Source organism: Haloarcula sp. H-GB5 (assembly GCF_054850705.1).
Genome location: NZ_JBTWBG010000002.1, coordinates 227,786 through 254,503 on the forward strand (window position 1 = coordinate 227,786; position 26,718 = coordinate 254,503).

At 62.3% G+C, this 26,718-nt stretch carries 21 protein-coding genes, 1 tRNA gene and 1 pseudogene; 7 read left to right on the plus strand and 16 right to left on the minus strand.

Features of this window, described 5'->3' with window-relative positions:
- Positions 1-16: 16 nt before the first annotated feature.
- A complete protein-coding gene (locus ACYJ11_RS09095; RefSeq protein ID WP_461647547.1) occupies positions 17-1,708 on the minus strand; it encodes a bacterio-opsin activator domain-containing protein in 1,692 nt (563 codons plus the stop codon).
- A 140-nt stretch (positions 1,709-1,848) separates the two neighbouring features.
- A complete protein-coding gene (gene acs, locus ACYJ11_RS09100) occupies positions 1,849-3,792 on the minus strand; it encodes an acetate--CoA ligase (RefSeq protein ID WP_461647548.1) in 1,944 nt (647 codons plus the stop codon).
- A gap of 165 nt (positions 3,793-3,957) precedes the next feature.
- Here acs and ACYJ11_RS09105 point away from each other — a divergent pair, with 165 nt between their 5' ends.
- The 3 genes from ACYJ11_RS09105 to glmS all read left to right on the plus strand — a co-directional run bounded on the left by ACYJ11_RS09105 (position 3,958) and on the right by glmS (position 7,957).
- Complete coding sequence (locus ACYJ11_RS09105) at positions 3,958-4,818, plus strand: CheF family chemotaxis protein (protein WP_188977716.1); 861 nt, start codon at positions 3,958-3,960, stop codon at positions 4,816-4,818.
- Between the two features lie 158 nt (positions 4,819-4,976).
- Positions 4,977-6,167: a bifunctional sugar-1-phosphate nucleotidylyltransferase/acetyltransferase gene (gene glmU / locus ACYJ11_RS09110; protein ID WP_461647549.1), complete on the plus strand. Its 1,191-nt coding sequence runs from the start codon at positions 4,977-4,979 to the stop codon at positions 6,165-6,167.
- The gene (gene glmS, locus ACYJ11_RS09115) at positions 6,167-7,957 is read left to right on the plus strand and encodes a glutamine--fructose-6-phosphate transaminase (isomerizing) (protein WP_461647550.1); all 1,791 of its coding nucleotides are present in this window, start codon (positions 6,167-6,169) and stop codon (positions 7,955-7,957) included. The genes glmU and glmS overlap by 1 nt, the downstream gene beginning before the upstream one ends.
- A gap of 427 nt (positions 7,958-8,384) precedes the next feature.
- On the opposite strand, the gene ACYJ11_RS09120 is transcribed toward glmS, so the two are convergent.
- The 4 genes and pseudogenes from ACYJ11_RS09120 to aglF form a co-directional block, all read right to left on the minus strand.
- A complete protein-coding gene (locus ACYJ11_RS09120; protein WP_461648426.1) occupies positions 8,385-8,942 on the minus strand; it encodes a DUF4330 family protein in 558 nt (185 codons plus the stop codon).
- Between the two features lie 285 nt (positions 8,943-9,227).
- Positions 9,228-9,509: pseudogene (locus tag ACYJ11_RS09125) on the minus strand (DUF4330 family protein); the annotation flags it as partial.
- A gap of 280 nt (positions 9,510-9,789) precedes the next feature.
- The gene (locus tag ACYJ11_RS09130; RefSeq protein WP_461647551.1) at positions 9,790-11,205 is read right to left on the minus strand and encodes a sugar transferase; all 1,416 of its coding nucleotides are present in this window, start codon (positions 11,203-11,205) and stop codon (positions 9,790-9,792) included.
- A gap of 314 nt (positions 11,206-11,519) precedes the next feature.
- Entirely contained in the window at positions 11,520-12,275 is a 756-nt protein-coding gene (gene aglF / locus ACYJ11_RS09135; protein ID WP_461647552.1) for a UTP--glucose-1-phosphate uridylyltransferase AglF, read from the minus strand.
- A gap of 88 nt (positions 12,276-12,363) precedes the next feature.
- Between aglF and aglM the strand changes: the two genes are divergently transcribed.
- A complete protein-coding gene (aglM, locus tag ACYJ11_RS09140; RefSeq protein WP_461647553.1) occupies positions 12,364-13,671 on the plus strand; it encodes a UDP-glucose 6-dehydrogenase AglM in 1,308 nt (435 codons plus the stop codon).
- Positions 13,672-13,676: 5 nt separating this feature from the next.
- Here the strand turns inward: aglM and ACYJ11_RS09145 are convergent, their stop codons facing one another.
- The 7 genes from ACYJ11_RS09145 to ACYJ11_RS09175 form a co-directional block, all read right to left on the minus strand.
- A complete protein-coding gene (locus ACYJ11_RS09145; protein ID WP_461647554.1) occupies positions 13,677-14,171 on the minus strand; it encodes a metal-dependent hydrolase in 495 nt (164 codons plus the stop codon).
- On the minus strand, positions 14,164-14,637 hold the full coding sequence (locus ACYJ11_RS09150) for a hypothetical protein (protein ID WP_461647555.1): 474 nt from the start codon (positions 14,635-14,637) through the stop codon (positions 14,164-14,166). Before ACYJ11_RS09150 ends, ACYJ11_RS09145 begins: the two co-directional genes overlap by 8 nt.
- Positions 14,638-14,701: 64 nt before the next feature.
- The gene (locus tag ACYJ11_RS09155; protein ID WP_461647556.1) at positions 14,702-17,035 is read right to left on the minus strand and encodes an STT3 domain-containing protein; all 2,334 of its coding nucleotides are present in this window, start codon (positions 17,033-17,035) and stop codon (positions 14,702-14,704) included.
- A 48-nt stretch (positions 17,036-17,083) separates the two neighbouring features.
- Entirely contained in the window at positions 17,084-18,079 is a 996-nt protein-coding gene (locus ACYJ11_RS09160) for an NAD-dependent epimerase/dehydratase family protein (protein WP_461647557.1), read from the minus strand.
- Positions 18,072-19,004, minus strand: a complete 933-nt coding sequence (locus ACYJ11_RS09165; RefSeq protein WP_461647558.1) for an NAD-dependent epimerase/dehydratase family protein — start codon at positions 19,002-19,004, stop codon at positions 18,072-18,074. Before ACYJ11_RS09165 ends, ACYJ11_RS09160 begins: the two co-directional genes overlap by 8 nt.
- A gap of 2 nt (positions 19,005-19,006) precedes the next feature.
- Positions 19,007-20,179 carry an NAD-dependent epimerase/dehydratase family protein gene (locus ACYJ11_RS09170; protein WP_461647559.1) on the minus strand — a complete coding sequence of 391 codons (1,173 nt, stop codon included), beginning with the start codon at positions 20,177-20,179 and terminating at the stop codon, positions 19,007-19,009.
- A gap of 123 nt (positions 20,180-20,302) precedes the next feature.
- Positions 20,303-20,803: a GDP-mannose mannosyl hydrolase gene (locus ACYJ11_RS09175; RefSeq protein ID WP_461647560.1), complete on the minus strand. Its 501-nt coding sequence runs from the start codon at positions 20,801-20,803 to the stop codon at positions 20,303-20,305.
- Between the two features lie 57 nt (positions 20,804-20,860).
- Between ACYJ11_RS09175 and ACYJ11_RS09180 the strand changes: the two genes are divergently transcribed.
- Positions 20,861-20,933 (plus strand) — tRNA-Pro (locus ACYJ11_RS09180).
- Positions 20,934-21,107: 174 nt separating this feature from the next.
- Here the strand turns inward: ACYJ11_RS09180 and ACYJ11_RS09185 are convergent.
- The 3 genes from ACYJ11_RS09185 to ACYJ11_RS09195 form a co-directional block, all read right to left on the minus strand.
- The gene (locus tag ACYJ11_RS09185; RefSeq protein WP_461647561.1) at positions 21,108-22,628 is read right to left on the minus strand and encodes a hypothetical protein; all 1,521 of its coding nucleotides are present in this window, start codon (positions 22,626-22,628) and stop codon (positions 21,108-21,110) included.
- Between the two features lie 131 nt (positions 22,629-22,759).
- Complete coding sequence (locus ACYJ11_RS09190; RefSeq protein ID WP_461647562.1) at positions 22,760-23,176, minus strand: CBS domain-containing protein; 417 nt, start codon at positions 23,174-23,176, stop codon at positions 22,760-22,762.
- Between the two features lie 63 nt (positions 23,177-23,239).
- Positions 23,240-23,704, minus strand: coding sequence for a nucleoside deaminase (locus tag ACYJ11_RS09195; RefSeq protein WP_461647563.1), 465 nt, complete (start codon positions 23,702-23,704; stop codon positions 23,240-23,242).
- A gap of 161 nt (positions 23,705-23,865) precedes the next feature.
- Between ACYJ11_RS09195 and trmY the strand changes: the two genes are divergently transcribed.
- Entirely contained in the window at positions 23,866-24,462 is a 597-nt protein-coding gene (gene trmY, locus ACYJ11_RS09200; RefSeq protein ID WP_461647564.1) for a tRNA (pseudouridine(54)-N(1))-methyltransferase TrmY, read from the plus strand.
- Between the two features lie 128 nt (positions 24,463-24,590).
- On the plus strand, positions 24,591-26,699 hold the full coding sequence (locus ACYJ11_RS09205; RefSeq protein ID WP_461647565.1) for a hypothetical protein: 2,109 nt from the start codon (positions 24,591-24,593) through the stop codon (positions 26,697-26,699).
- Positions 26,700-26,718 lie beyond the last annotated feature (19 nt).

Sequence of the window (26,718 nt, forward strand, 5' to 3'; positions counted from 1 at the left end):
AACATGAAACAGGGTTTCAGTTGTCGGTCGGCCGTCGCGGCTCAGCCGGCCGGTCGTCGAAAAACGCGGTTAGAACCTTCTGCTGTGCCTTCCTGAGGTGGTTGTGCAACGTCGGCGACGAGACGTCCAGCGAGTCCGCTAGCTCCTCAGCGGTCGAGCCGCGAGGCCACTCGAAATAGCCGCTGTGGTAGGCCGCCTGGAGAACGGTCTCTTGGCGGTCTGAGAGGGTGTCGGCAAGACGGTCGCGGAACCCGGTGTCCGTCTCGGCCGGGCGCTCCGTCTCTCGCTTCGCTGCTAACGATGTCTCCCTGTAGGCGTCGGTGACGGCATTGACCGTTGGTCTGATATCGGCCTCACCGGGGAGTTCGACTGCGATAGTCGCGACACCGTCAGTAGCTGTCACAGACCGGATGCGCCCGCCGCTCTCCACCAGTTGGAGTGCTGGCGTGTCGGTGACGACGACCTCCAGCAACACGCCGTCGCTGTGCTCTTCGAGGAGCCTGGCGTCGGTCACGCCGTCGTCGTCGTCCGCATACGAGAGTATCGCGTCGGCCGAGGCGCCTTCGACCATCAGATAATACAGCAGCGATTGACCCCCAACGGGGACGACGCCGGACAGTTCGACCGTACACTGTAGCGCCTCGGAGACGCCGGCGGTAAAGGTTCGCTCGTCCCCACAGTGAAACTCCAGCTCGGTCACCGTGTCGGCAAGCAGGAGCCGTTTGCGTTCGGCGGCGACCTGCGCGTGGCCGACCTGGACGCCGAGTGCGGACAGTACGGCGCGTTCCGCATGGGTAAGCTCCTCGCTGGCACCGATCCCAATGACACCGGAAACGGTATTTTCCCTGACAAGCGGGACTAGCGCGACCGGACCGGTGCTGTCGTCGACGACACGAACCTCGCCCACCTCAAGCGAAGCGGTGACTGACTCGATGTGGGACTCGATCTGCTGCTCGACAGCCGCTTCCGAAATCTCTGCCGTCGCGCGCGGTGTCAGTCCATCACCGGTCCGGTCGGCGAGCCAGGCGAACTCGAAACCCGCTGTCTCTGTCAGGTGGTCACAGACCGTTGTCACGATCGCGTCACTCGTCGCTGCGGCCGCAAGCGCCTCGCTGACCGCCGTAATCCAGTCAACGGTTCGTTGCGGCTCGCTTGCGGACGCCTGCCCGCCGGACCCGTCGACGGCCGCGACGATGGTTTCGCGGTCTGGTTCGTCAAGCAGCGGGTCCAGCCGGTCGAGTCGGTCCCAGCCGCCGAGTGTACAGACGATGTCTGGCGGAACGCCATCGTCAAGCAGGCTCGCCGCGAACCGCCATCGGAGGTCGCGTGATGAAACCTCCTTCAGGTGTGGTGTCGTCTCAGCGGCTCGGTCGGCTACCTCGCTGACCAGCATCTGGAGCCGACGCGGAGAGACGGAAAACAGCGGCTCGTCGTCGTCCGTTCCGGCCGCGTTCGCGTATTTCCGCATGTCGTGTTCGACTGAATCCGGGAGGTACGTCTCGCGGACCACGTCGCCGTCCTCCCGAACAGCCAGCAGGCGATATCCCTCGAACTCGATGATATCGGCCAGCCGTACGGCGGTCATCTCTGCTGGGCGGAGTCCGACCTCCGCACCGAGCCGGAGCACGAGATCGGACCGGTGTGTCTCGGCCGCCCGCCGGAGCTGTTCGTACCCTCGCTCACCGATACGGTCCGCTTCGCCATCCATATGTTTCGGAGATTCACAGAATATCGAAATAAGTATTGCGACCAGCGCGCCGATTCCAACGAGAAGGAGATGGTAAAACGGTCAGTAAAGACACCGCTGCCGCTGGCGCACTTCGGAGATATAGAAAAATACGAAATAGCTTACTTCCGTCTCGTCGTCGACTGGATCTCGCCGAGGATTTCGGGGTTACGTAGCGCGCTGGTGTCGCCCAGTTCCTCGTCGTTCGCCACTGCGGTCAGCAGGCGGCGCATAACTTTGCCCGACCGTGTTTTGGGGAGGTCGGGCGTGAACACGATCTCCTTGGGGCGAGCGATACCGCCGATAGCGTTGACGATAGCGTCTTCGATGGCCGCCCGGAGTTCACTCTCGGCGTAGCCGTCTTCCGGGGAGGCGAACGCGTACACCGCTGTTCCGGTCGTCTCGTCGTCGGCACCGACGACGGCAGCTTCGGCGACGCCGGTAACGCCGGCGACCGTCGACTCCAGTTCCTTGGTGCTGAACCGCCGGCCGGCGACGTTGATGGCGTCGTCGATCCGGCCGAGGAACGTGATGTAGCCGTTATCGTCGACTGAGACGCTGTCTTCGGGGTAGTAACGCCACTCTTTGGCGTTGTCCGGGACGCTACCCCAGCCTGTCCCGTCGAGCAGTGCCCGCGGCATCCCCGGCCAGGGTCGCGTCACGACGAGCTCGCCGGCCGTGTCCGGCTCGGCGACCGCACCAGTGCGGTCGACGACGGACGCCTCGATTCCCGGTAGCGGCGTTCCCGCGGCCCCGGGTTTCATTTCGTCGACGCCGGGCAGCGTCGACACGAGCACCGCGCCGGTTTCGGTCTGCCACCAGGTGTCGACAACCGGGCACTCGCCGCCGCCGATGTGTTCGCGATACCACTCCCAGGCGCTCGCGTCCATCGGTTCGCCGACGGTGCCCAGCAGGCGCAGGCTGGAGAGGTCGTGCTTCGCGGGGTACTCCTCGCCCCACTTCATGAACGCGCGGACGGCCGTCGGTGCGGTGTAGAACACATCGACGGCGTACTTTTCGATGAGCTTCCACAGCTGGTCCTTGTTGGGGTGATCCGCCGTGCCGTTGTACAGCACTGTTGTCGTTCCGAGCGCGAGCGGGCCGTAGACGATGTAGGAGTGGCCGGTGATCCAGCCGATGTCGGCCGAACACCAGTACGTGTCCTCGGGCTTGATGTCGAGAACTGACTGGGCGGTCCAGGCGACGTGTGCGAGATAGCCACCGGTCGTGTGCGTGACGGCCTTCGGCTGGCCGGTCGTCCCCGACGTGTAGATACGAAAGAGTGGGTCGTCCGCAGCCCGCGAGACGGGCTCGACTTCGGCCCCCTCGTGGGCCGCTAGCAGGTCGTGATAGTCGTCGTAGTCGTCGCCTAAATGCACGTCACGGCCCAGTCGGTCGAGCACCACGACCGATACGTCGTGGTCGACGGCGATTCGTGCGTTATCGGCCTTGTTCTTTTGTGCGACGGCGCTGCCGCGGCGGTAGTAGCCGTCACAGGTGATGAGGTACTCCGACTCGGCCCGCTCCATTCGCGTCGCCAGCGCGTCTGCGGAGAACCCGGCGAAGACGACGTTGTGTGGCACGCCAAGGCGTGCGCAGGCCAGCATCGCGACCGGGAGTTCGGGTACCATCGGCAGGTACAGCGTCACCACGTCGTCCGTGCCGACGCCGCGGTCCCGCAGTGCCGCAGCGAAGGCGTTGACCTCCCGGTACAGTTCGAGGTAGGTGTAGGTGCGGGATTCGCCGAGGTGGCCCTCCCAGACCAGTGCGAGTTGGTTCTTCCGCTCAGGGAGGTGCCGGTCGAGGCAGTTGTATGCGGCGTTTAATCGGCCACCGGAGAACCACTCGAACGGTGGCCCGTCCGTCCCACGGAGTACTGTCTCGAACGGCTCCGCCCAGTCGAGTAACTCGGCGGCTTCGCGCCAGCAATCGGGCCACTCCTGCTCGAAGCGGTCGTAGACAGCCGGGTCAGTCACGTTCGCCTGTTCGACGAACCAGTCCGGTGGTTCGACTGTCTCTCGCCCCGTCTGGGACTGTCCCCGATCCGGTTCGTCACCCCGTGTCATCAATTGACGATACATCGCCGCACGCAAAAAATATCCTATCTAATTGTGTACGATTCCGCTGTGAGCGGGCCGCCAGTGCAGTCGGCCGTTCTCACTTTCGACACTGGCGACGGAACTTATATTGAGTCCTGCGGACAACGGATGTACGAGAGGCCGGTACGGGGCATGAGCGACACTGAAAAGAAGATTGCCGATACGAAGGGGCAGTTCCTTCAGGCGGTCTCACAGGGCCAGCGGCTGACCGACGCCGAGTGGCGAAACTGTCGCATCGTCCTCACCACCGAGCGAGTCGCCCTGCTGGGCGACGAGAAGCGACAGATCTCACTGACCGACATCGACCGTATCGCCGACCGATTCGACGTCAACCAGCAGAGCGCCGGTGTCTCCGACTACGTCGCCCTCTACGTCGGTGAGGACGTCATCCTCGTATCGGCGTCGAACCACGAGGCGTTCGAGACCGATTTTTACCGGGCGAGTCTCGACGGCGCAATCGTGCTGGTTCAACACCCGGCACTGAAAGGCGGCGTCGTCCAGTCCGCCGAGTGGACGAAAGGCCGACTCAAGGTGACCGACGAGGCGCTGAAGCTCGCGATGGCCGACGGGCAAGCGGTTGTCATCGACCGCGCCGACATCGGCGACCTCACAGTCGAAGAGAAACAGGTCAGCGGCGAGGAGCGGACGGTCATTCAGGTCGAGCACAGCGAGGACGACATCAGCGTCGAAACGCACCTCGCGGGCGAGGAGTTTCACGCCACTGTCCTCCGAACGATGCTCGAAGAGAGCGCCGAGCAGAACCAGGCCGATCTGGACCTGAGTTCGACGGAGAAACGGGTCATCATGGCGCTGCACTCCGGCGTCTCGCCGTTCGACATCCCCAACTTCGTCGGCATCGACGTCGAGAAAACCGAGGAAATCTTCGACCGCCTGATCGAACTCGACGTAATAAGCGTGCTCCGAGAACGGACTGAAGTGAACCTGACGACGAAGGGGCGTCGGGTCGCCGGCGAGCGGATGGGCGAGCAGTAGCCCGCAGTTCTGGACTGGGAAGCGTTGCGACGATTGAATGTCACGGTCGCCTGATACGTTTGATTTTCACACTCCAATCTGGACATGCGTGGCGAGTAGCCACCGACGAATCTCGGTAAGGCCGCCATATTGAAGCCCTTCCTCCGTCTGCAACAAGTATGCACATCGATACGGCTGTGGTCCTCGCTGCGGGTGAGGGAACTCGCCTCCGGCCGTTGACGCGAAATCGGCCAAAACCAATGCTGCCGGCCGCGAACCGTCCGATCCTCGAACACGTCTTCGACGCGCTGGTCGAGGCAGGTATCGAGAAACTCGTCGTCGTCGTCGGCTACAAGCGCGACCGCGTTCAGGACCACTTCGGTCCGACGTACCGTGGCGTTCCGATCTCCTACGTGAGCCAGACGAAACAGCTCGGCAGTGGGCACGCACTCCTTCAGGCACGGAGCGTCGTCGACGGACCGGTTCTAGTGATGAACGGTGACCGTCTCGTCGACGCGGCCACTATCGAGGCGGTAGATACCTCATATGCGGAGACTGGACACACAAGCATCGCTGTCATCGAACGACAGGACACCAGTCGGTACGGTGCTGTCGAGGTACGGGACGGTGATATTGTCGATATCGTCGAAAAGCCACAACACAGCGAGTTCAGGCTCATCAACGGCGGCGTGTACGCCTTCGACGGCGACATCTTCGAGGCTATCGACGAAACGACGCGCCACGCCGGCGAACTGGCGCTGACCGACACCATAGAGCTGCTGCTGGAATCTGACCGTGTCCGAGCGGTCGAGATCGACGGGATGTGGGTCGATGCGACCTACCCGTGGGACCTGCTGACCGTCGCCCGCGAGGTGCTAGCGCGGGGTCGAGTCGTCGAATCGGCCCGCGACGAACAGGTCTGGGTCGATAACTCCGCACGCGTCCACGACGAGGCGACTCTCCAGTCGCCGGTCGTCATCGGCCCAGACTGTGAGATCGGACCGGACGCTGTCATCGGTCCGAACGTCGCGCTCGGGCGCAACGTCACTATCGGGGCCAACAGCGTCATCCAGCACACTGTCCTTGACGCTGACACGCGTGTCGACCCGAGTTCAACCCTCGTCGACACTGTCACCGGCCAAGACGTGAACCTGGGCGTCAATACGGTCGTCCCCGGCGGCCCAGCCGATGTCCAGGTCGGCACAGAAGTGTTTGAGGACCAGCGGCTAGGCGCCGTCATCGCCGACCGTGCTGTTGCGCTCGGGGACGTGAGCTTCGTCTCCGGGTCGCTCGTGGGCCCCAACGCTCAGCTCGCCACTGGCGTGACAGTCGATGGAACTGTCCGCGAGGGTGCGGAGGTGGTCCGCTGATGTGTGGAATCATCGGCTGTGTCGGCCGCGGCGACGAGACGCTCGACACGCTCGTCCACGGCCTTTCGAAACTGGAGTACCGCGGGTACGACTCTGCCGGCGTCGCGCTTGCGAACAGCCACATCGACCTGTGCAAACACTCCGGCAAAATCGCCGACTTGCGCGAGGCGCTGTCGGAACGGACGCTCTCGGGCTCGGTCGGCATTGGCCACACCCGCTGGAGTACGCACGGACCACCAACCGACGAGAACGCCCACCCGCATCAGGACTGCACCGGCGACGTCGCAGTCGTCCACAACGGTATTATCGAGAACTACCAGTCGCTGCGAGATGAACTCGTCAGCGCCGGTCACACCTTCACATCTGACACCGATACGGAGGTCGTCCCCCATCTCATTGAAGACGCGCTGGACGCTGGAGCCGACCCCGAAGACGCCGTCAGAGAGACGATCAGCCGACTCGAAGGTAGTTACGCTGTCGCCGTCGTTATCGCCGGCTGTGACTCGGTGTTCGCCGCACGGAACGACTCGCCGCTCGTCTTGGGTATCGACGACGACGCGACCTACTTGGCCAGTGATGTGCCCGCCTTCCGGGACTTCACCGACAAGGTCGTCTACCTCGCCGACGGCGAGTTCGCCCGACTCAACGGTGCCGGATGGACCGTCACTGACACCGACGGCAATGTCGTCGAGAAAGACATCGATACCGTCCAGTGGGACCCAGAGGAGACCGGTAAGAGCGGCTACGACCACTTCATGCTCAAGGAGATCCACGAGCAACCGCGCGCGCTCCGGCAGTGTCTACGGGGCCGAGTCGACGAACTCGCCGGCACGGTCGATATCGGCGACCTCGGCGACCTCTCCCCGACCGGCGTCCAGTTCGTCGCCTGCGGGACTTCCTATCACGCTGCCCTGCACGGCGCGCAACTGTTCCGCGAGGCCGGTATCCCCGCTCAGGCGTTCCTCGCCAGCGAATACGCGACCGCGACCCCACCGATCGGTGACGCGCTCGTCGTCGGCGTCACCCAGAGCGGCGAAACCGCGGACACGCTTTCGGCACTTCGGGCGGCCCGTCGCCGCGGCGCGCGCACGCTGGCCGTGACTAACGTCGTCGGCTCCACCGCGGCCCGCGAGTGCGACCACGCGCTGTACATCCGTGCCGGGCCGGAAATCGGCGTCGCCGCGACCAAGACCTTCGCCTCCCAGCTAGCCGCGCTGAACCTGCTTGCCCTCGGAACGTCGACGACCGGCGACGCCCGGCAGGTAATCAGCGCACTCCGCGACCTGCCCGGCCACGTCCAGGAAGTCCTCGACGAATCTGCCGCACAGGAGGTCGCTGAATTGTACCAGGACGCCGACGCGTACTTCTTCATCGGCCGCGGGTACCAGGAACCCGTGGCACTCGAAGGCGCACTGAAGATGAAGGAGATCACCTACAAGCATGCTGAGGGTTTTGCTGCGGGTGAGCTGAAACACGGCCCGCTGGCGCTGGTGACCGAAAACACGCCGGTGTTCGCTATCGTGACCGGTGACGACGAACGCGCCCGTAAGACGATCGGGAACGTCAAAGAGGTCGAAGCGCGCGACGCTCCGGTGGTCGCGATCACGGATGGACAGAGTGACGTTGAACGATACGCTGACCACGTACTCCAAATTCCAGAGACCCATCCGCGAGCCGCTGCAGTGCTTGCGAACACGCATCTACAGTTGGTGTCGTATCACACGGCCGCGTTGCTGGGGCGAAACATCGACAAGCCGCGCAACCTAGCAAAAAGCGTGACGGTCGAATGAGCCGCGTGTAGCCCGCTACTCGCGTTGGTCGCCGTTTGCTGGTGGTTCTGGCGGTTCAAGCAGCTTTGCTGCCAGCCTGACTGCGTTTGAACCCGAGACGGTATTTTCGATAGCTCGTGCCACCGAGGCGAGACTAGAATTCTCCCAGAACCGCGTAGCTTGAGGTGTGAAAGCGTCGAGAACAGCGAGTAACGGACCGACAGTGTGGGTTTTACGTAGATCGATGACGATGGCCGCTGGCTCCGGCTCTGTCGTGAGCCAGCGGTAGATCCTGGAGCCTCTAGCTATCTTGAGTAACCGAGCACACATTCTGCTGAGTGCTGAGCGCTCGAAACTCCGTGTGAACGCATCGGAAAGCGACTTGAGTGCCGAATTCTCGACAGCCGACTGGAGACGCTGTTTTACCATTGTGACGTCTCTGTGGCCCTCATCGATAGCCTGAAATCACAGTCGCCTTGATCGTTACGGTACCCAGGTCCAGTGTCACGACACGTCCCTGCTGGAGTGTCTGGCCTTTGAATGTGACACCGGTATCAGTCTCTCGGACAGAGAGGTTTGCAGTGAAGGTGACGTCTTGGTTTATTGGATGCGACCGTTCGTATATCTCTCCGTCCTGTCCCCTAGTGACGATTGTTGCGTTCTGACGCTGGACGGCCGAAATCCGTGCGACGGTTTCACCACCGAACGACTCTGTCATCCCCGGAGAAATGCTGTTAGCGAGCAGTGGAGACACGTTTGATAACTGTAACTTGACATCGCGAGTTGCGGGCTGGCCCCGTTGCGTCGTCGTACCGACCCGTGTAATTTCTCCCTTAACGAGGCCCGCTTCCGTCGGGAGGGAGAGGCTTGCTCCCGGTCGGATCGTCGTCTCGCCGAACGCCTGCTGTTCACCGTAGGTCACGCTCTGGAGTGTCAACCCGAGGAAGACAGTCTTTTTATCGGGGTTGCCGGTTCCGTATGTTGTAACGGACTCGATAGTCGCCACTTCTCGTCCTTGTACACGGATCGGTTGTCCCGAGCTGAGACGTCTAGCGTCGGTTTCCGACAAATTTGCTCTGACTACTACTTCTGTCTCAGTCGTGGTCAGATCGGAGCTCCCACCGACGTCTCGGATTGTTCCGGCGGCAGAGTAGGTATCAGTCAGAACCTCAAGCTGTCGGCCGTATCGCGGTGGTGAGCCGCTATACTGGATAGTCTCCCCCGAAGACGGAGCTGACAATTCGGCCCGTACCATTACCCGCGTTGACTCTCCATGTGGGGCGGAATATATATCTGTGACCGTGAGATCCGAATTCCCAGACGGACTGTAGCTGTCCCCGATAGACATCTGTGAAACGATGTACTCCGGCTGGGGGCCGAGGTCGAGCGTCACATTCGTCGTTTCAGTTGTCGGGGCCGAACTCGATTCGCCATCGTCCATCAGTACAAGGCCGATTCCAGTGATAACGACAGTAAGAGCAAGCACAACGACGAGGGCATCAATAATATTGATAACACCAAACAGATTCCCTTCGTCGTCGATGATATCGGATTGCCCTTTCATCGACTTCATACAGGCCAATTTCCCGGCCAGTGTATGGCCTTTTCGTTTGGGTTTCCAAGCACTTTGTATCCATGCCGAGCGCCTCGTATCCCCCGACCTTTGATAACGCTGCTACCATTCCCATGAACAGCCTAGAGCCTGTCTTCACTCTTTGTAAGCAAAATATGCGCACTTCCCATGACAAAACAGAACTGAGTGGGTTTACAATTCGGCGGTAACAAACCCTTTGAGACTATCTGATTGCAGCATCAACTGTCCGGCCGAAGGGTCACGCAGCGTGTAAACGGTTCTATGGATTTTTATACGCGACTATTATATCGATAAGAACGCTCCAGACCTGCCTCGAAACGAGTTTCATGTCATAGCTAAACGACTGGTCGCGCACGTACTCTAGGTCGTATCGCAGCTTTTCGCTCGGCTCTTTTCCGGTCACATGATTAACCTGGGCAGGCCCGGTCAGGCCCGGTTTGACGAACCATCGTTTCTGCCAGTCAACGACGCCGGTCTGGATATCCGAGTCCAGTTCCGGACGTTCGGGCCGTGGACCGACAACGCTCATATCGCCCCGCAGTATCGACCAGAGCTGAGGAATCTCATCAAGGTGCGTCTGACGTAGCACTTGCCCAACTGATGTCACACGTGGGTCAACTCCACCTGCATCCTCGTCACTGATTTTCGCGCCGGTCTCGTCTTCGGCGTTCTCAATCATCGACCGGAACTTATAGATGGAGAAGGTTTCGCCGAACACTGCTGTTCGGTCTTGCCGGTACAGTATCGAGCCGCCGTCCTCCAGCTTTATTGCGACTACAATTCCGATAATCACCGGCGATAGCGCGACCAGTCCAGCCGATGCGAACGCGATATCGAACGCGCGCTTGAGAATGTAGTCTTGTATGTCCCATGGTTCGACCTCCACGTCGACTAGCGCTCCGACCCCACTGCTGGTGGTCAGTACGGAGTCTGTGTGGTCTCGGTGGACTTTCGCGTTGACGCCGTACTCGTAACAGGCGTCGAGAGCGCCGAAGAACTCTGCCCGGTCGGCGTGTTCAAACGCCAACACGACCGTATCGATATCATACTCGACGAGCACGTCTTCGATTCGCGAGAGGCCACCCAGCCGTTCCAACCCGCTGGGGTTCGTTCCGCCGTCAGCGATGGCTTCGGTCCGTTCGATTGCCGTCATAACACTCGTTGGGCAGAGATAGCCCAGAAGTGTCCCGTCGACCTCACTTGCTACTTCCTCTATCACCTTGAGGTCGTCCCCAACGACGATGGTTCGTTCACCGTTTGACGACGGTCGCTTGCGAATCCACACGAACCACGCGGGCAGTGCGACCAGTAACAACGGGGTCACTAACACGACAGTCAAGCGCGGTAGTTTGTATGAATAGTCGAAGTAGCCGATTGTCGCCAGAACGAGAGCTGCCACGAGCACCCGCTTCTGGGCCAGCGCTACAGCGTCGAGAATTCTCCGCGGACGCGGTTTGTACAGCGGGAGGAACACGCTGACGACGACTGCGGTCGTGACTAGGAGTTCGATCGTGAACTCCGGCCCCTCCGGGGGATCGGTCGGCAACCGACTGAGTACTGGGATGGTTGTCGCTATCGACTGGATGGTAGCGTTGTTAACAAGTGCGACGGCGATCGCTGTCAGCACGACGACGCCGGCTACACTTGCGACCCGGTACCGCCAGCCACTATCCATTATCAGTGTGATTGCCGAGTTCCGGGATAAGTCCTGCGTCCCGGGACTCAAATACTGAAGCTACTGTGCGTGGACACGCAGTCCAACCGCCCTGAATTCGTGAGTCGATGTATCGACAGCGAACGTACCAGCGCAGTTGTGTCAGCTATCACAACGCCGCTCCGACTCGCGTTGTGCCTGTTCCGTTTGGCGCTGTCCGATGGATATCGTCTCACGATGTTGTCCAGACTTCTGATTGAAATGCCGTACAACTGTGTGGCCTACATGACCGCGTAGGTACAATAGTTACTGGCGAGACGACCCGGTTTAATCTCTCACTCGCTTGCAGCGATGTTCTCGGCGGACCGCTCCGGATCAACCTCGCCCTGTAGCCGTTTCTCGGCCTGATCTCGGTCCTCGGGATAGCCGATATCGTTCCGCCAGCCATCCATGCGGATCGCATCGATCGTTCGCCCAGAGTGCAACAGGAGGTCAATCGCATCACTGATTTCGTACTCGCCGCGGTTGGAGGGCTGCACCAGATGACAGGCGTGGAAGATGGCCGGTGTGAATGTATAGAACCCGGTCATCACTAGGTTCGACGGCGGATCCTCCGGTTTCTCGACAACTTCGGTGATCTCGCCGTACTTGTTGGTGTCACAGACACCGTAGCGCCCGGCCTCCTCCCATGGGACTTCCTCAACGAGGAAAGCGGCGTCGGCACGTTCTTCCGCCTGACGGTTGACGACGTCTTGGAGGTTCGCTTCGAAGATGTTGTCGCCGAGCATCAGCATGAAGTCGTCGTCGACGTGCTCTTCGACGGTCAGAAGAGCGTGTGCAAGCCCGTTCTGTTCGCGCTGGTGGGTGTAGGTGATCGGGACGCCATCGAATTCGTCCTCGTAGTGATTAATGATGGCCTGCTTCTTGTAGCCGACAACTACCAGCAGTTCGTCAGCGCCTAGCTCGATCAACTGCTCGAAGCAGTGGGTCAGAATCGGTTTCCCCGCGACCTCTACCATCCCCTTTGGCTTGTCTTCAGTCAGCGGGCGGAGACGGGTTCCTTCACCGGCGGCGAGTACGACAGCTTTCATATCTCTCAATTCGTTGGCCGTCCGATAAAACTCTTGTCGAATTATAAGATCCGAATTATAATATCCGCCCCTCGACTACTGCCGCCTGATGAACGTCAGTATTGTCGGTAGCGGATACGTCGGGACGACGGTCGCGGCGTGTCTTGCGGATCTCGGGCATGAAGTCGTAACGATAGATATCGACGAAGACATCGTCGACGCAATCAACGACGGCGAGTCGCCGATACACGAACCTGGCCTCGACGAACTCGTCGCCGAACACGGCGGCGGTCGACTTCGGGCAAGCACCGACTACGAGGAAATACTCGACACTGAGCTGACGATGTTGGCGCTCCCAACGCCCTCGAACGACGATGGAAGCATCGACCTCCAGTTCATGGAAGCCGGTGCGGCATCCGTCGGCGAGGCACTGGCCGGCGCTGAGAACGCGGCAGCGGACCCACACCTCGTCGTCACGAAGTCGACTGTCGTCCCGAACACGACCGAAGATCGGCTCGCTCCACGTATCGCCGCCGCCGGTCTCGAACGCGGGACGGACTTCCTCGTCGCGTCTAATCCCGAGTTCCAGCGCGAGGGGACGGCTGTCGCGGACTTCCTGAATCCCGACAAACTCGTCTTCGGGACAGACGACGACCGCGCGACGGAACTTCTCCACGACCTCTATGCGCCGCTGCGCGAGGCCGCTGACGGTGACGTGCCGGTCGTCCAAACCGGTATCGCCGAGGCCGAGATGATAAAGTACGCCAACAACACGTTCCTCGCGACGAAAGTCAGCCTCATCAATGATATCGGGAACATCTGCAAGGAGTTCGGCGTCGACGCCTACGAGGTCGCTGACGCGATCGGACTCGACGACCGCATCGGCGAGCAGTTCCTCCGCAGTGGTGTCGGCTGGGGCGGCAGTTGTTTCCCGAAAGACACGGACGCCATCATCGCCGCGGCGCGGGAGCAGGGATACGACCCCGCAGTCCTTTCGGCGGCCGTGGAGCTGAACGATGCTCAGCCCGAGCGCCTCCTCGCTCTCCTCGACGACCACGTCGACGTGTCCGGGAAACGCGTCGCCGTTCTCGGGCTGGCGTTCAAACCCGGTACCGACGACATCCGGAACACGCGAGCGGTACCGGTCATCGAGGGGCTGCAGGAGCGTGGCGCAGACATCGTCGCCTACGACCCTGTCGCGACCGAGAATATGCGCGAGCGCTATCCTGATATCCAGTACACTGACTCGGCCGCGACTGCTCTTGAGGGTGCGTCCGGCGCCGTTGTCGTCACTGATTGGGACGAGTTTGCGGCTCTCGACGCTGAATTCGACGACATGGCCGACCCAGTCGTCGTCGACGGCCGACGCATCATCGAGCGGCGCGACGGCATCACTTACGAAGGATTGACCTGGTAGCGAGGTCAGTTCCGCGCTCGCATCCGTCTGTCGAGGACTGCGACCGTACCGGCCGTGAGTAGCGCTACGACGAGTACGGTCGGGTCCGAAGACACGTACAGGCTCGGCGTCGGCGGCCGCCAGTTCGTGAACGGATACAGCCAGGCGCTCGCTCTCCCGTCAGCGTACACTCGCATCCCATCGAGCAGGAGCGATGTGAGGCCGCCGAACGTCACGAGGCCGAACACTGGTCTCCAGTGCCGACGCTCGAACGCGACGGCGATGATACCGGCCAGTAGCAGGACTCCGCCGAGTGTGGAGAGGGGCACATAGCTGAACGGAACGCCAATAAGTGCTTCGACTATCCGCTTGTCCACCACGATTCCGACTTTCACCAGATCGGGAATCGCCGCACCGCCCATCCCAACGACGACCCAGCGCTGATCGAGCCAGTCGACGCGCCAACTCGCGACCGTGAGCAAAATGTACGGAACGAGCAGATGTGTCAGCAGGTCAGCCATCACGGGCCTCCAGTGTCCACGTCTCTCGGTCGATGCGCCAATATCGGAAGAACAGCAGCAGGAATCCGAGTGCGCCGATAGCCGAGGCACTGTACTTGTAGAACTCAGCCCACTGACTGCTGTTGACGACTTCGACCCGCTTGGCTGCTATCGTCTGCTCTGGTTCGAGCGTTCCGTACACTTGGACGACGCCACCAGGTTCGACGGCTGTCTTTGCCCCGGTGACTCTGAGTGTGATAGCCGCCCCATCGCTCTCGACATTGATTTCCATCTCGCTATCGCTGGTCTCTGTCACCGTACCAAACACCATGAGCTGCTGCCCGGCGTACGACTCGTACCCAGTCGAAAGGTCCGCCGCGTCTGGATACGGTGACCGTTTGTCCTCTGTCATCTCCGCGTGAACGAACAGTCCCCCGAGTGTCAGACACAGCACAAGCACGATGCCGACACGAACCCAGACGCGCACACGCTCTGTTCTTTCGGTGGGTACAATGGTCGTTTCGCTTCAGAATCGCAGCAGTCTCTGAAAATTACTCGACAGTGACGTTACCGCCGCCGTACACCGTCTGCTCTGTGACATCGACGGTAGTTTCAACACCGCTGTCGGTCGTTACGGTGTACGTCCCGGGGTTTGCGACGGTAACAGTGAAATTACCGTTCCGATTGGCTGTCGTCTGGCGCTCGTAGTCGACCTCCCTATCCGAGACAGCAACCGTCGTTACGACCGAGACGGTCGAATTCGGCGCCACACTCCCCTGTATCGTCCCACCGGGCACGACCGCGAACGCCCTGTGGCTCCCGTCTTCGCTGGTGAAGAGTGGTCGGTAGTGAGCCAGGCCGTCCACATCTCCGTTCCGGCTTCCGAAGTGCTTGTGTAACCGAGCGTACATCGCAGTCGGTGCCTCGATGTCGGTCTCTGTGGTCACGACGTACCCAGCTCGGTTGGAAATCCGATTGTAGGCCGAATCAGGGTCTGTCGCTCCGACGAACGGCCCGTACGCCTGGCGAGCGTAGCCGTAGCTTTGTGACTCGCCGTTGACGAAGTAGTTGTACACGCGGTTCTGTCCCCAGCGGCTGAGCACGTAGCTTTCGGGGTATTCGAGTCCGTGCTCCGTAGCGTCGGCTTCGATTGCAGTCGCCGCGTCGTATGTCCCGTCATCAACGAGTACTTGACTCGTTTTGACCGGTACCTGCACCATCCCGAGGGCCCCGAACAACAGAAACAGCACGAACAGCGACGCAACCGAGCGGGTGTCCGGAACGAGTACGTCCCGCAGACCCCTATCACCAGTCGTCAGCACTGGACGGGCGAGATCGACCCACGAGGCGACCCAGACGAACGCGAGGCCGGCGAACAACGCGAGAAACGGAGCCAGCTCGCCGACGAAACGGACCTGAATCACGGCGAGGGCGAACAGCACCCAGGCGTAGCTACTGGCGACGAGCCAGCCGCTCCGGTCGTTCCGAGCAAGGTCGACGCCCCAGACCATCGCCGGGAGCGCTAGGAACAGCGTCAGGCCGAACAGGAACAGGAACCCGAATGCGTCCGCGTTGAACAGTCCGTACGTCTCGGCAATCCCGTCGGATCGAAACAGCAAGTCGAGGCGCCTGTTGAACGTGCCCCACTGTTCTGTGAAGCCAAAGCGAAAGAGGAGGAGACCGACGACGCCAAGCCCGATATCGACCGCAGCCAGTTGTCCGGCAGTGCCACCGAAGCGCCTGGCTGTTTCTGCCGTCGCAATAACGACGACAGTGCCAAGCAACAGCAGTGCTGGCGCACTGGCGACGAGCGCAGTTTGCCAGCCGGTGGCGGTATGGACACTCCAAGCAAGTATCGCACCGAGACTAACGCCGGCAAGGACTGGCGCGTTCCCGACCAGTGATGAACGGTCGTTCGAGACATCTAGCAATGTCTGTCCCAGCACCACCAGACTGACCGGCAAGACAAGCAACGGCCCGGCCTCCCACGCGAGCACCTGACCGGTAGTCCCGACACCGATGCCGACTGCGGCGATCCACGGCTGTGGTCGACGAAGCGACGTTCGATTCGTGACCGTCGTTAGCGCGACTACGAGTGCAAGGGCGGTGAGTCCCAGCCAGGGATAGTCGAAGGCGTGGTGATCTGCGAAACCCAGGCTCGTCCGGAAGGCGTGGCCGGGAATAAACGCGAGGAAAAGGACCGATGCGAGGCCGATACGCCGGTCGCTGGACACTCGAACTGCGAGCAAATAGAGCAGGACGCTCGTGACGAGTGCTGACACGACTGGATACCAGGCGAGAACGTGACCAATAACTGTTTTGCCCCCGCCGAAGAGGCTGGAAACCCACCAGAGCGTCGCGATAGTGAGTGGCTCCCCTTTTGTTAGTGTCTGTGGCAGCACGGAGAGCGCCCCGAAATCGGCCGCACTGCCGGCGTTCGCTGCGATCTGTTCGATGTGGTACCTGTAGTAGTAGGGGTCGTTACTCGATAGAACGATGTCGCCACCGCGATATATCGACCCGATGACGTACGTTCGGGCGACGAAGACGACCGCTAGGGCGGCGACAAGCAGGCCGGTTGCTCGCGCGTCGAAATCAAAGCGTAATGCGTCACCGAGCGCCAGCCCGTGCCCGCTGTCGTTACGGACTTCGGATTCGCCGTTGAGCGCGGCCCGCACAGCATCGGGATCAGCGACGCGGTACTCGTCACCGTCCTTCTCGACGATGCCCGCGGAGACGAGTTCGCCAAACTGACCCGAATCGAGGGGAATGTCGTCGAACGTCCAACCGTCCTGTTCGTCGTCGACGGCCAGAACCGCCGCTGTCGCGTCTCGTAGCTCGGGCCGGTCATCGAGTACCGCTCCCGCCCCGGGCGTATCGCTCATGTATCCTCTCTTTCCGGTCTGGCGAATAAATCCATCGGGACTCGCCGTCTACGTGTTTGTCGACTCTAGCGCCGCTCGAATCGCCGATTCAACGTCGTGTTCCGGCGTCCAGCCCAGTACGTCGGTCGTCCGGTCGGTGTCGACCGGGAACGAATCGACGAGTGTCTCGTCGTCGCCCCGTGGGTTTTCGACCAGTTCCACGTCGGCATCGATGTCGGCGGCTGAGGCGGCGATATCCTTGACGAGTTTGGCGACGGTGTGAACGCCTGGGTCTTCGTCGCTCGCGATCTCGTATTTCTCGACGCCGGTCTCGCCGCGGTCCAGTTGCTCGAGTAGCCGTTCGCAGCTATCGACGTAGGCCCGGGCCACGTCCTTGACGTGAATGAAGTTGCGGGACTGCGTTCCGGGCTCGTAGACGGTCAGCGTCTCGCCGGCGAGCGCGCGGTTCACGAAGAAGTTGATGACGGTCCCCTTTGAGACGGTCTGACCGTCTATCTCGTGGCTCCCGTAGAGGTTCGAGATCATGAACTGATGGGCCGGGAACGCGCCGTCGGCGTACGTCTCGATGGCGCGCTCGTTGAGTAGTTTCGTCCGCCCGTACCAGTTCAGCGGGTCCCGCGGGTGGTCGACTGTGATTGGGAACTCTCGTGGGTCGCCGATGACGGCCATCGAGAACGGGAAGATCAGCGCTGCGCCGGTCTTGCGGCAGAACCAGGCGACGTTGTCGGTTCCCTGCACGTTGACCTCGTAGGCCAGATCCTGCTTTTCGTCGCAGTCGTCGACACCGGAGATCGCGGCGAGGTGCATCACGACGTCGGCCCCGTCTAGCGCCGCTTCCAGACGGTCCCGGTTCCGGATGTCGACGTGTTCGATGGCGACATCGCCGACGGACCGCACGGTACCGAGATAGAAGTTGTCGATAGCGGTGATCTCCCAGTCGGGGTGGGCCTGCTGTAGTTCGTAGATGACGCGGCTGCCGATGTAGCCCGCTCCGCCGGTGACGGCGATGTGGGGCCGTTCGCTGGTAGGTTCTGTCTCAGACATTGGTGGTGAATTTCTCCGCGAGGTCGCGGACGCCCTCACGGAGCGTCCACGATGGTTCGAAGCCGGTCCGGCTCAGTCGGTCGAAGTTGACGTGATAGGACGGACCGGGATGCTCGTCTTCGAGATAGGTCACGTCGACCGGAGCGACCTCGTCGGCGACGATGTCGGCGATCTCAGATATCTGGTAGTTCCCGTCCATCGACCCGACGTTGTACACTGGTTCGTCCCAGGACTCGGGGTCGCACGCCGCTTCCGCGTAGGCGCGGGCAGCGTCCCGAACGTGGATGAACGGCCGCCAGTTCGAGCCGTCGCCGTAGACGGTGAGCGGGCGGCCCGTGAGTGCGCGGAACACGAAGTAGTTCACGACGAGGTTGAACCGGATGCCCGGGGAGTGGCCGAAGTTGGTGGCCATCCGCAGGGCGGTACCGGTCATGTCGAACTCCTCGCAGTACTCCTGCAGTAGCGTCTCGGACTGCAGTTTCGTCTCCGCGTAGGGGTTGATCGGGTCCGGGTCGACTGTCTCGTCGATGTCGGTGCTGGTCGCGCGGCCGTAGACGTTACACGAGGAGGCGAAGACAACGTGGTCGACGCCGAGTTTGCCGGCCGCAGTCAGGACGTTTTCGGTGCCGTCGTAGTTGATGGCGAAGGTCTCGTCGCGGCGTTCGTGTGTGCTCGACGCGCCGGTGATGGCAGCGAGGTGGATGACGCGGTCGACGCCGCGCATGGCGCTCTCCACGTCGCCGTACTCGCGGACGTCGCCCCGGCGAAATTCGAGGCCGTCCCCCAGCGTTCCCAGCAGCGCCCGCGGCGACCCCGAGGAGAGGTCGTCGAAGACGACAACATCGTCCACGCGGTCGTCTGCCCGGAGCAACGGTAGCAGCGCGCTGCCGATGTAGCCACAGGCCCCGGTGACCAGCACGTCCATCGTCAGTCCTCGCTTAGGACGCCCGGGAGGAAGCGGTCCTCGTGGGCCTTGATGGTGTCGGCGTAGCGGGTCAGCGTCTCGAAGATGTCGCCGACGCCGTCCTCGAAGGACTGGGACTGGCCACCGATGAGGTCGGCGTACCGGTCGTTTTCGATCTCCATCTTGTGAGTCTCGTCCTCGTCGCGAGGATTCTCGAAGTGTTCGACGGCCACGTCGAGGTCGTATTCGCTGCCGACATCCGCGATCGTCTCGGCGATCTCGACGATGCTGATGGCGCGCGTGACCTGATTGTACACCGTCAGGCCATCGGGGCGCTCGTCGGGATCGGTCAGGGCCACTTCAGCCAGCCCTTCGACCGCGTCCTCCAGCGAGATGAACGGCTTGCGCTGCTCGCCTTTGCCGTAGACGGTGACGGGATAGCCCGCGACAGCCTGCGCACAGAAGCGGTGGGTAACCGTCCCGAAGTAGTAGTCGAAGTCGAAGCGAGTCTTGAGCCGGTCGTCCGCGCGAGTTTCTTCGGTTTCGGTCCCGTAGACGATTGCCGTTCGCACGTCAGAAATTGGGATGTCGAACTGCGTGTGGGCCAGCCGCATGTTCTGTGCGTCGAAGCCCTTCGTCGCGTGGTACCAGCTCCCGCCCATGTTGGGGAACGGAACGTCGTCGCGCTCGCCTTGGTTCTCCATCGTCGCGCCGCCCTCGGGAATCGGGAACTCCGGCGCGCCGTAGACGCCCGTCGTCGTCGTCTCGACGAAGTGGGTGTCAGTGAGGTCGTGTTCTTCGAGGCCCCACAGGAGGTTCCGCGTCGCCTGGAGATTGTTGTGCTGGGTGTAGTTCGCCCGCTCGCCGTTGATCTGGGAGTACGGCGCGGACGGCTGTGCGGCGGTGTGGACCACGACTTCTGGCTCGTGGACCGCCAGCAGTTCGTCGACGAAGGACTTCTCGGCGAGGTCGCCCTCGACGAAGGAGAGGTTCGTCAGGCCGTGGACCTCGCGGGCCGCGTCGAGGCGTTCGTCGATGCTGGCCACTGGTGTCGCGCTCGTCGCGCCGACGTCCTCGACCCACTCTCTTCGGGCGAAGTTGTCGACCAGCAGCACTCGCTCGTCCGTTCGGTCCGCGATCCGCAGTGCGGCCGGCCACCCGACGTAGCCGTCGCCGCCAGTGATGAGGATGGTCATAGTTACTCAGTTAGTGAGTAACTACGATGCGTAATCAATCTTCTGGTCAGTTACCTGCTAGTCTCGTCCAGCCTGACCGCTCATGAGATACGCATTCGGCCTCAAAACAACAATTTTCACCCGCTACTGGCCGATATCGAATCGGTCGAAGTACTCCAAGACGTATCGGTTCGCATCTGCCGGTGGCTCCGTGACAACACGATAGGCGTCGTGCTGGTCGTCGAGTGTAATTTTCGCCCCGTCGTCGGGAACGACTCGGTAGACGACTGGTACTGTGTGTCGGGTGTCGACGCCGTCGACCGACGACGTGTCCCAGAAGTGTTCGCTGACGCCAAGTCGTTCCGTTTCAACCGACGTGAGGCCGAGTTCCTCCGCGGCGATGCGTGGTGCTGCGTCGTCCAGTCGTTCACCTTTGTAGAGGCGGCTCCCCGGCCAGAACCACTCGCCTTTGGCTGGCTCGTTCTGTCGTCGTGTGAGTACGATGCCGCCCTCGTACTCGACAACGAGGTCGACACAGGGTTGGGGCATGTTTCCGAGACAGGTCGCGAACGTTGCTGTCGGAATGCGTTCGTCGCGGATATCCATGTCTTCGGCTTGTGGGCCGCCGATGAAAGCACTCCCCATATCGCCGTTTCGCAACCGTTAAAACTGACCCTGTCTTCTATCCGATTGCTATCGCACGGGCCGGTGGGGTAGCCTGGTATCCTTCGGCCTTCGGGTGGCCGTAACCGCGATTCGAATTCGCGCCGGCCCACTTTTCCACACGCGACCGAACAGCGACAGCCTTCGGGTGGCCGTAACCGCGTTCTCGCGAGCGAAGCGAGCGAGAGCCAGCGAGACCGGAGGTCTCGCGTGATTCGAATTCGGCCTGATTCCCGTTTTCAATTACGGAGCCGAGACGAAACGAGACCCCTCTCAGCGCCGATTATTAGCCTGTGTTCCGACCCCGAGCAGTCTTGTAGGCCTGTCTGCGGAACCGGAACCGACGACTGTTCGAATCGTAGCCGAGCACGCCGTCCACAGCCCGCTCGTCGGTCCGGACAACGACATGACGCACATCGTCGGTCAGGAACGGGAGGGCGTTACGAAGTCCACCCTCGTACGTGGCGAACCGACCGCTTGCCATGACCTGCTCGGCAATGACCCGCTCGCTCGCGCTGCTGGTGCGAGTCAGCGAGAACGTCGCGTCGGCTGGATGCTCCCCATCGCCGTGGCGGCTAGTCGTCACCGTGATCGTGTTGCCGTCACGCGCTGTCGAGACGCCGTCGGTTGGCGTCACGGCAGCCCGGTCGCCGACCAGTTCGACCAGCGCACCGCTGTTGGCCGTCGCGTGGCCGTAGCCGGCGACGACGGCGTACTCGCCGTCGCCGAGGTAGCCCTGCGTGAGGCCGTCACAACGGCAGTCGCCGGTGCTGCACCCGACCGACTGTCGGTTAAACGCCCGGAGGCCCCACTGTTCTCGACCGCCTGGCGACAGAAGCCGACAGTCCGCGGTGTGCCCTATCGGTGCGATGTGGAACCACTCGCCGTCGACCAGTTTGTAAAGGTCCCAGTGGCCACACTGCAGTCGCTTGTGGCTATTGTTGACTACCTCGAAGCCGATCTGTGCGTCCAGTTGTACTCGCTCGGCGGTCGGGCGAACGAAGGCTGGGGTCGCCGGCTCTGCTTCGTGGAACCACTGAACACCACCGTCGCCGGGAAACGACGGGAGCGAGCGGCCGGCGAACCGGGATTCTGTCTCCGGGCCGGGATGCTGTGTGTCCCAGACCGTGACTGAGAGCGTTTCGTCCTGACCGCGGAACTCGTAGGTCCCGGCCGGCCGCCCGGACTGGCCCGGCTCGCCGACAAGCGTGTACTCCAACTGGAGCCATTCACCGGGGGCCAGCCGGCGGGTGTCGGGCATCCACGGGCCGACGTCGTCGACGCGCCAGTATCCCTCGTCTGTTCGGCCGAGTGAGGGGACCTCGTCGGCGAGTTCGTTGTTGTCCGTGGGTGCGAGATGGAGGCGTGCCTCGTGGTCGTAGCCGCTGGGCTGGCGGCTGTGTATCTGTCCGATGCCCGGAATCGACTCAATTCTGAACGTGTTCTCGAACTCGTTGCCGTTCTGGAGCCAACCACGAAGCGTGGCCGGATGGTCGTCGGTCGCCGTCCGGTCGAACCAGAGTCCGACTCGCGCCCTGTCGTCGGTGTGGAGTCCCGGCGAACTGAGGGCGTAGGTTCGCGGGCCGGTTTCTAGTTCGATGACGGTCGTCGGATTCTCGGGCCGGGGCGGGTCGCCCGTATCTGTCGGCGTCTCTGTTCCGCTGTCGTTCGCCTCGGTCCCTGACTGCGTCGGGCGCGGTGCAGGCGTCACGCTGTCAGTTTCGTCCGTCCCGTGGGTACCGAACGAACAGCCGGCAAGCCCGGCCAGCGCACCCGGAACCGACGCGAGGAGGGCACGTCTGCGCATGGTCAGCGATTCGTCGCTCCGGGTAAACCCTTTCTGGACACTTAGACGGCGCTTGTAGCGTTTTTATGACTCGATTTGAAAGCGAACTCCCAACTACGCCTCTATAGCCCCGACCGTTCGAGTTCGGGCTGTCACCCCTCTGCGAACATCTCAACGACGCGGTCTAGGTCGGGTGACAGTTCCTGCATCACGTCTGTCGTCGTGAGAATACCGACGCTGTCGGCCTGTCCGTCGACCACGAGCCGCTTGATGCTGTGCTCGACCATCGTATCAATGGCTTCCTCTAGCGGGGCACCGGGTTCGATGGTCTTGACAGGGGTCGTCATCAGGTCACCAACTGGCGTCGTATCCGGGTCGATCCCATCGCGGAGGCCAGCGATAATATCTGTTTTCGTGAGTATGCCTCGCCCGTACTCGGTTTCGACAACGACAGACCCGACCGCTTCGGACGCAAGAAGTTTCGAAACGTCTCGGACCGAAAGCTCGTGGTCGACGCTTTTCACCGGCTTCGTCATCACCTGCTCGATGGGCGTGTCAAGTGAATTCATATCACAAGTTAGAAAACACACATAATAAGTCATGTGACTCCCGCAATCGGTGCTGATCCGGCCTTACCAGTCAAAGTCCTCGTGAATCGCCAGTCCCTCCTCGTGACATATCGGTCCGACGACGTCGGTGACGCCGGCGAGAATCTCGCCGGAACGGACGGACGCCTCGTGGCCGCTGAACCTGCTCATCTCGTCGCTGCTGACGCTGTACACGACCCGGCCGAGACCGGCGTACCGGAGGCCGCCGGCACACATCGGGCACGGTTCGGTACTCGTGTACATCACAATTTCCGCGCGCTCGTCCGGGCCAAACTCACGCATTGCTCGGTGCGCCAGGTGGAGTTCCGGATGGCGGCGCACATCGGACTCGGTGAGAACGCGGTTCGACGCCTCCATGACGATTCCGTCGTCACGAACGAGTACCGATCCGAACGGCCGGTCACCGCGGTCGACAGCGGTCCGAGCCAGCTCGAACGCACGCTGCATATGCGTCTCGTGGTCGAACTCGTCGAACTCTGAAACGGACATAACGGCGCTTCGACCCGCAGTCGGAAGTAGGCTCGGCGAGGGACACCACCGCCGTGACCTCGACGGTGGCCCCACTCGGCATCTGGCTCCCCGTCAGCATGGATGAGAGCTGACGGGTTCGCGGTCGATGCACGTAAGTCTCTGACCGGCTTCGCACCCGTATGCGCCAGTTCGTCATCATCGGTCACGACGCCCCGACGACGCCGGAGTTCTCGCTCGACGATCTGGCCGGCGCGGCCGGCCGGCTCGACGTGCTCTGTCGGTGTGTCACCAGCGCGTTTTTCCTGAGCCACGCCATCCGCGAGGACGTACGAGTACACCTCGTTCTATCGGATGAGTACACTGTCACGTTCGAGGGAAGCGACCTCCGCCGGCTGAACCCAGACGAACGGTCCACGGCGGCGCTGATACGCAAGGCGCTAGAAGAGCGCGAGGAAGCCATCGGGCACATGCCGGTCGAGACCTCGCCGGGCGTGTCACTTACGCGGCGGGGGTTTGAAGCGACACTCGAGGACGTGGCACGCCGGGGAACCGTCGTCCAGTTGCACGAGGATGGCGACCCTATCGTCGACGTTGCCGCGCCGTCGGACCCGGTGTTCGTCCTCTCGGACCACCATGATTTCCGGGATGAGGAAGCGGCGCTGCTGGCCGACCACGCAGACGAGTGCGTTTCGCTTGGCCCAAAGGCCCTCCACGCTGACCACTCGATCACGGTCGCGCACAACTATCTGGACACGGCGGGGTTCGAGCAGTACTGACGGGGCACGCTTGGAGACTGCCAGAAGGGTTTTCCTCCGCGGTTCGCTGAATGATGTATGGAATTATTGGGTTCGGAGACAGCGACGGGTCACGCTGTCCGACGACGCACCGAAGCGACGGGGGATCGATGACCGACCGGGAAAGCCTGTCCCGTCGTGCGGTTCTGCAGACGGTCGCCGGAGCCGGCCTCGCATCCGTCGCCGGCTGTTCGGCGCTCGAAAGCGAAAGCGACGACGCGGCCTCGACAGTCGAGGGCGAGCGAGCCGAAGAACTCGCCCGACGGTTCGCACCGACGCTGTACTTCGACCGGGCGGAGCCGTGGTTCCCGACGGACCCGCGGCCGTACACCAGCGAACAGGACGGCGAGACCGTCGTTGACGGATTCGACGCCTTCGACGGGTATCACGAGCGGATGAGCGACGGCGACCCGCCGGACCCGACGGCGTTCTACAACGTTGTCGAGTACGAGAATTCCCCGCTCGTCGTCGTCCAGTTCTGGTTCTACTCGGCGTTCGACCAGTTCACGACGAACTTCCACTGGCACGACTGGGAGGTCCTCCACGTGTTCGTCGACACGGAGACTGGCGACCCGCAACTGTACGTCGCCAGCTCCCATTCCCGGAAAGTACCTAACAACGAGTTCCTCGACCCGGACCCGGAGATGGTCCCGCGCATCCTCACGGAACTGGGGTCACACTCCAGCGCGCTGTCGGTCAACGACGTCCGCGACCGCTTCACCCGGCTGCCGGAGGGCGACCAGTTCGCGGATATCACGAACAGCGCCGTCGAAACCATCGAGGACCTCGCGGAGATCCCCGTCGCCTACGGGCTCCCGCGAGACGAGGGGTCCCGGCTCCCGTACCTTGTTCCGGAGTACGAGGGCGCGCCGCTGTACGAGCACGAGCGGCTGCCGTCGGTCAGCCGCGAGGACCTCATCTCGGAGTCACTCACCGTCCGCTCGTTCGACAGCCTCACCGAACCGCCGTCGGACCTGCCGACGCGGGAGACGGGACTCGTGTTCCAGCACACCGACCGCGGCGAAGCCGACCCGGACATCGAATACGACCTCGTGCCGAGCAGCGAACTGGAACACATCGCCGATTTCATCGGCCCGCAGTTGAGCTTCGAGTTCGCCGTACCCGAGTTCGCCGAGGACGCCGTCTCAGGCCACATCACGACGACGGGCGCGCCTTGGGACCAGCCACGGTACGAGAACCCCGCCGCGGACGTCTCCGAGCCGAACCACCGGGCGGCGCTGGCCGAGCGCTACGACGCCATCGGGGCACCAGCGGAGATACGGACCGTCGTTGCCAGCCTCTCGGAAGCTGTCTCGAACGACGACGCCCCCGCCAACGAAGGGCTCACGACCGAGGACACGACCGTCGAGTCCGTCGCTCTGTTGGAGAGCGACCCCGAGGCCGTCCCGACCTTTTCGGGCCTGGCTGTCGTTCAGGATGTGCCTGCGGGCGAACACCGGTTCACCGTCAACGGGGCCGGTGTCGCACCACACAGCGAGTCAGTGTCGGTCCCTGAAACGAGCGAGACCGAGGGGCCGACCAGAGCGGGGGTCGACGGCGAGGTCCCACTCGTCGCCCGGGAGAACGCCACCCGTCTCGAAGTCGACCCATCGGGAGCCGATAGTGACCTCACTGACCTCGCCGTCGAGGACGACTTCGCCGGCCGGCTGTACGACGCCCCGCTCTCGGAACCCGACGCTGTGTACGTCCACGGCGGCGGCGCGTACACGACGGAGGTCCGGGACCGCGACGACGAGATCGGTGCGTTCCGTGTGAATCCGGACCCCGAGGCCGACACTGCCGCACAGATCGAACAGCCCCAGACTGGCAAGGCGTCGCTGGCGTCGTTCCTCGTCGATATCGCCGAGGAGACGCAGCAATCAGTGCGTGCAGAGATGGACGACGACGGCGACGACAGTGACACCGATGATGACAACCCCGGGAGCGGCGGTCGCTCCGAGAACGCTATCCAGGGCCTCGAACGGGCGCTTGCGGCTGTCGTTGAGGCCGCCAGGCGGGCGACGGAACGCGCCGAGGCCGGTGACCGCGGGAACGCTGACAAGCAACTTCAGGCCGTCGCTGATCGACTCCAACGCGTCGCGGCCAGAATCGAGGAGGCCAGCGACGACCTCTCGGACCCACTGTCGAACGCGGCCCGGAAACGCCTCGAACAGGCAGACCGGCGGACCGAGCAGGCTCTGGCCGCCGACAAACTGTAAGTACCCGTGCTGATTTTGC